Origin of the sequence: Shigella sp. FJ200513 (assembly GCF_040495915.1) — a bacterium.
Taxonomy (GTDB): Bacteria; Pseudomonadota; Gammaproteobacteria; order Enterobacterales; family Enterobacteriaceae; genus ECMA0423.
Genome location: NZ_JBDYCV010000166.1, coordinates 1 through 5,337, shown reverse-complemented (window position 1 = coordinate 5,337; position 5,337 = coordinate 1). Strand labels below are relative to the sequence as shown.

The following is a 5,337-nucleotide window of genomic DNA, read 5'->3' as shown; positions in this document are numbered from 1 at the left end:
TGATGGAAATGGAAGCCACGCAAGCACCTTAAAATCACCATCATACACTAAATCAGTAAGTTGGCAGCATTACCCTGGTTGTAGACTTGTCTCAGCATATAAGTTGCTGGAATGATTACGGCGGCTGGTACGACACTGATCATATAAACCTGGTACAAGGCTCAGCTTTCGCAGGCTCCCTACAGTCATATAAAGGATCGCTGTACTGGAATAATGTGACCTACCCCTTCCCGTTGACGACAAATACCAACGTATTGGATATTGGTGATAAGACACCGATGCCATTACCGTTAAAACTCTATATTACCCCAGTTGGGGCGGCCGGTGGAGTTGTCATAAAAGCGGGGGAAGTCATTGCCCGTATTCATATGTATAAAATTGCAACATTAGGAAGCGGAAATCCGCGTAATTTTACGTGGAATATTATTTCAAATAACAGTGTTGTTATGCCAACAGGCGGCTGCACCGTTGATAGTCGTAATGTCACCGTGGATCTCCCGGACTTTCCTGGAAGCGCAGAAATACCCCTTGGCGTATATTGCTCAAGCGAACAAAAGCTCTCATTTTATCTTTCGGGTGCCACCACTGACAGTAGCCGACAAGTGTTTGCTAACACAGCACCTGATGCAACAAAAGCATCGGGAGTGGGTGTCACTCTAATGCGTAATGGAAAAATACTGGCTACGGGAGAAAATGTCTCCCTGGGGACAGTAAATAAAAGCAAAGTACCTCTGGGTTTAAGCGCAACCTATGGACAAACAGGAAACAAGGTTTCAGCCGGAACCGTCCAGTCAGTCATTGGTGTCACTTTTATCTATGAATAATTGTGATTTTGACCTTAGTCTATGCGCTCCATTCACGAAAATTGCGCGGATAATTATTTTGTGAAGGCTATTATCCTACACCTGTAAGAAAATCCGCGCACAATTGAAGCCAGAGTCTTATTTTTTATATTGGAAAATATGTTAATTTAAACACTATGAGAGATGATGCTTAACTTATCGTATTTAATCTATTGTTTAACGATAATAGATTAAAAATAGAAAGAGAGTAGTCCCTTACTCTTATATATCCATGTTGGCGATAATCCCTTTGTATGTACTGTGCATCATCGCTATTACAAATCCTAATAATTCATTTCCACACAGGATAAGTAGATGAAGAAAAAAATTGAATCCTACCAGGGTGCTGCAGGTGGTTGGGGTGCTGTTAAATCCGTAGCGAATGCAGTACGTAAGCAGATGGATATACGCCATGATGTTATTGCCATGTTTGACATGAATAAGCCAGAGGGCTTTGACTGTCCGGGTTGTGCATGGCCAGATCCTAAGAACAGTGCGTCATTCGACATTTGTGAAAACGGCGCAAAAGCAATCGCTTGGGAAGTCACGGATAAGCAGGTAAATGCCTCTTTCTTTGCTGAGAATACGGTTCAATCATTACTTACCTGGGGAGATCACGAGCTTGAGGCTGCGGGGCGTCTCACTCAGCCTTTGAAATATGATGCCGTCAGCGACTGTTACAAGCCATTAAGCTGGCAACAAGCTTTCGACGAAATTGGCGCACGCCTTCAAAGCTATAGTGATCCCAATCAGGTTGAATTCTATACTTCGGGCCGCACTTCCAATGAAGCTGCCTTTCTTTATCAGCTTTTTGCCCGTGAATACGGGAGCAATAACTTTCCCGACTGCTCCAACATGTGCCATGAACCGACAAGCGTGGGTTTGGCAGCGAGTATCGGTGTAGGTAAAGGGACCGTGTTGCTGGAAGACTTTGAGAAGTGCGATTTAGTCATTTGCATTGGGCATAACCCTGGTACAAACCACCCTCGCATGCTGACTTCGTTGCGCGCTTTAGTGAAACGGGGAGCGAAAATGATCGCCATCAATCCTCTACAGGAACGTGGCCTGGAGCGATTTACCGCACCGCAAAACCCGTTTGAAATGCTGACGAACTCTGAGACTCAGTTGGCCAGTGCCTACTACAACGTGCGCATTGGTGGCGATATGGCGTTGCTCAAGGGGATGATGCGCCTGTTAATTGAGCGCGATGATGCTGCAAGTGCCGCAGGTCGGCCCTCATTGCTTGATGACGAATTTATTCAAACGCATACCGTCGGCTTTGACGAGCTACGCCGTGACGTTCTCAATTCCGAGTGGAAAGATATCGAACGTATTTCTGGACTAAGTCAGACACAAATCGCCGAACTGGCTGACGCATATGCCGCTGCCGAACGCACCATTATCTGTTACGGAATGGGGATCACTCAGCACGAACATGGTACCCAGAACGTGCAGCAACTGGTCAATTTGCTGTTGATGAAAGGTAACATTGGCAAGCCTGGTGCGGGTATCTGCCCACTACGTGGTCACTCTAATGTACAGGGCGACCGAACCGTCGGTATCACCGAGAAACCGTCTGCAGAGTTTCTGGCTCGCCTGGGTGAGCGCTATGGCTTCCCCCCACCTCATGCACCTGGACATGCTGCAATTGCCAGCATGCAAGCAATATGTACGGGGCAGGCTCGAGCATTGATCTGCATGGGGGGCAACTTTGCACTGGCAATGCCAGATCGGGAAGCGAGCGCTGTACCGTTAACGCAATTAGATTTGGCGGTACACGTAGCCACTAAGCTTAACCGCTCTCATCTGCTGACCGCACGGCATAGCTATATTCTGCCGGTTCTGGGGCGTAGCGAGATTGATATGCAAAAAAGCGGTGCGCAGGCGGTAACCGTTGAGGATTCAATGTCGATGATTCATGCCTCGCGTGGCGTGTTAAAACCCGCCGGTGTAATGCTGAAATCAGAGTGTGCAGTGGTCGCGGGAATCGCGCAGGCAGCACTACCCCAGAGCGTGGTAGCCTGGGAGTATCTGGTGGAAGATTATGATCGCATTCGCAATGACATTGAAGCTGTGCTGCCAGAGTTCGCCGACTATAACCAGCGCATCCGTCATCCCGGTGGTTTTCACCTGATAAATGCAGCTGCTGAAAGGCGCTGGATGACGCCGTCAGGTAAGGCTAATTTCATTACCAGCAAAGGGCTGTTAGAAGATCCCTCTTCAGCGTTTAACAGTAAGCTGGTCATGGCGACAGTACGCAGCCACGATCAGTACAACACGACGATTTATGGTATGGATGATCGCTATCGAGGGGTATTCGGTCAACGAGATGTGGTCTTTATGAGTGCTAAACAAGCTAAAATTTGCCGTGTAAAAAACGGCGAAAGAGTTAATCTTATTGCGCTTACGCCAGACGGTAAGCGCAGCTCACGCCGCATGGATAGATTAAAAGTGGTCATTTACCCTATGGCTGACCGCTCACTGGTGACCTATTTTCCAGAATCGAATCACATGCTAACACTTGATAACCACGATCCATTAAGTGGTATTCCTGGCTATAAAAGTATTCCGGTTGAATTAGAACCATCAAATTAATGCCTCTTCTCATTTCTTCTGCTGTCATCCGCACAGCAGAAGAATTCCTCATTGACTATTATTGCGCAATTTGCTCACATGGATTAAATTAAACTACATACTATAAGATATAAACTTCTGCCTACAGCTGTAAGAAACTCCGCTCAGTACTGAAGCACCAGTCCTATTTCTTCTTTTCTCCAGCCTGTTATATTAAGCATACTGATTAACGACTTTTAACGTTATCCGCTAAATAAACATATTTGAAATGCATGCGACCACAGTGAAAAACAAAATCACGCAAAGAGATAACTATAAAGAAATCATGTCTGTAATTGTGGTTGTCTTATTACTGACACTTACGTTGATAGCCATTTTTTCGGCAATTGATCAGCTGAGTATTTCAGAAATGGGTCGCATTGCAAGAGATCTTACACATTTCATTATCAATAGTTTGCAAGACTGGAAATAAACAGCAAATTATAAATGTGAAATGTTTAAAAGGTATCGATAAAACTTTATTGTTTTAAGGAGATAAAATGTCGCTCGTTTGTTCTGTTATATTTATTCATCATGCTTTCAACGCTAACATTTTAGATAAAGATTACGCCTTCTCCGACGGCGAGATCCTGATGGTAGATAACGCTGTTCGTACACATTTTGAACCTTATGAGCGGCATTTTAAAGAAATCGGATTTAATGAAAATACCATTAAAAAATATCTACAATGCACTAACATCCAGACAGTGACGGTGCCTGTTCCTGCGAAGTTTTTACGTGCTTCAAATGTACCGACTGGATTGCTTAATGAAATGATTGCTTATCTCAACTCGGAAGAACGCAATCATCATAATTTTTCAGAACTTTTGCTTTTTTCTTGCCTGTCTATTTTTGCCGCATGCAAAGGTTTCATTACACTATTAACTAACGGTGTGCTATCCGTTTCCGGGAAAGTGAGAAATATTGTCAACATGAAGCTGGCGCACCCATGGAAGCTGAAAGATATTTGTGACTGCCTGTACATCAGTGAAAGCCTGTTGAAGAAAAAACTAAAGCAAGAGCAAACGACATTCTCACAGATTCTATTAGATGCCAGAATGCAGCACGCAAAAAATTTGATACGCGTAGAAGGTTCAGTCAATAAAATTGCCGAACAATGTGGTTATGCCAGTACATCTTATTTTATTTATGCGTTCCGCAAACATTTCGGCAACAGTCCGAAGAGAGTTTCTAAGGAGTACCGTTGTCAAAGGCACACGGGTATGAATACGGGCAACACGATGAGTGCTTTAGCTATTTGATTATTTGCTAACGAGTAGTCAACCACGCACGCTACGTAAGAATTATATGGGGCAGCCATTCCCTGCCCCGCGTTGTTTTTAGGCGATATATTTATTGAAATAAATAAGTGACATCCATCACATATTTATGCACTTGCATAACCTGTTGCATGATTATTTATGATCTCAATTCGGCATTTTGTCAGTAAAATGCAATAATTTATTAAATATCAATAAATTAGTTGTTTATCGGCGAGAAATTACTTAATAGAACAGAAAGTAATGTCAACGCTTTATGGACTGTTATTTCCCTTTTTTTAGCTAAATCTGCTATCTCTTTATGTGACTAACTTCACTTACATCCACTTATTTCTCTTCGTAAAATTACTTCGGAATTAAGTACAATAAGAAGAGGAACATTTATGAAGTCTGCATTAAAGAAAAGTGTCGTAAGTACCTCGATATCTTTGATACTGGCATCTGGTATGGCTGCATTTGCTGCTCATGCGGCAGATGATGTAAAGCTGAAAGCAACCAAAACAAACGTTGCTTTCTCAGACTTTACGCCGGTAATGACTCCAACTTACTGATAGTGTTTTATGTTCAGATAATGCCCGATGACCTTGTCATGCAGCTCCACC

The 5,337-nt window shown here is 43.6% G+C and carries 4 protein-coding genes and 2 pseudogenes; 5 read left to right on the top strand and 1 reads right to left on the bottom strand.

From position 1 onward, the window contains the following. Positions 1 to 74 precede the first annotated feature (74 nt). The 5 genes and pseudogenes from ABZJ92_RS20425 to ABZJ92_RS20405 form a co-directional block, all read left to right on the top strand. A pseudogene (locus ABZJ92_RS20425) lies at positions 75 to 824 on the top strand (fimbrial protein); the annotation flags it as partial. A 333-nt stretch (positions 825 to 1,157) separates the two neighbouring features. Continuing rightward, positions 1,158 to 3,437, top strand: coding sequence for an acid resistance putative oxidoreductase YdeP (ydeP, locus tag ABZJ92_RS20420; protein WP_000726666.1), 2,280 nt, complete (start codon positions 1,158 to 1,160; stop codon positions 3,435 to 3,437). Positions 3,438 to 3,684: 247 nt separating this feature from the next. Then, a complete protein-coding gene (safA, locus tag ABZJ92_RS20415; RefSeq protein ID WP_000543395.1) occupies positions 3,685 to 3,888 on the top strand; it encodes a two-component system connector SafA in 204 nt (67 codons plus the stop codon). Between the two features lie 67 nt (positions 3,889 to 3,955). Next, positions 3,956 to 4,717, top strand: coding sequence for an acid stress response transcriptional regulator YdeO (gene ydeO / locus ABZJ92_RS20410; protein ID WP_000060475.1), 762 nt, complete (start codon positions 3,956 to 3,958; stop codon positions 4,715 to 4,717). Between the two features lie 401 nt (positions 4,718 to 5,118). Then, positions 5,119 to 5,265: pseudogene (locus tag ABZJ92_RS20405) on the top strand (sulfatase); the annotation flags it as partial. 14 nt (positions 5,266 to 5,279) lie between these two features. Here ABZJ92_RS20405 and ABZJ92_RS20400 read toward each other — a convergent pair. After that, positions 5,280 to 5,336, bottom strand: coding sequence for an IS1 family transposase (locus ABZJ92_RS20400; protein WP_003032489.1), 57 nt, complete (start codon positions 5,334 to 5,336; stop codon positions 5,280 to 5,282). Position 5,337 lies beyond the last annotated feature (1 nt).

Coding starts and splice junctions, on each gene's coding strand:
- ydeP (WP_000726666.1), top strand. CDS start 1,158: ATGAAGAAAAAAATTGAATCCTACCAGGGTGCTGCAGGTGGTTGGGGT.
- safA (WP_000543395.1), top strand. CDS start 3,685: ATGCATGCGACCACAGTGAAAAACAAAATCACGCAAAGAGATAACTAT.
- ydeO (WP_000060475.1), top strand. CDS start 3,956: ATGTCGCTCGTTTGTTCTGTTATATTTATTCATCATGCTTTCAACGCT.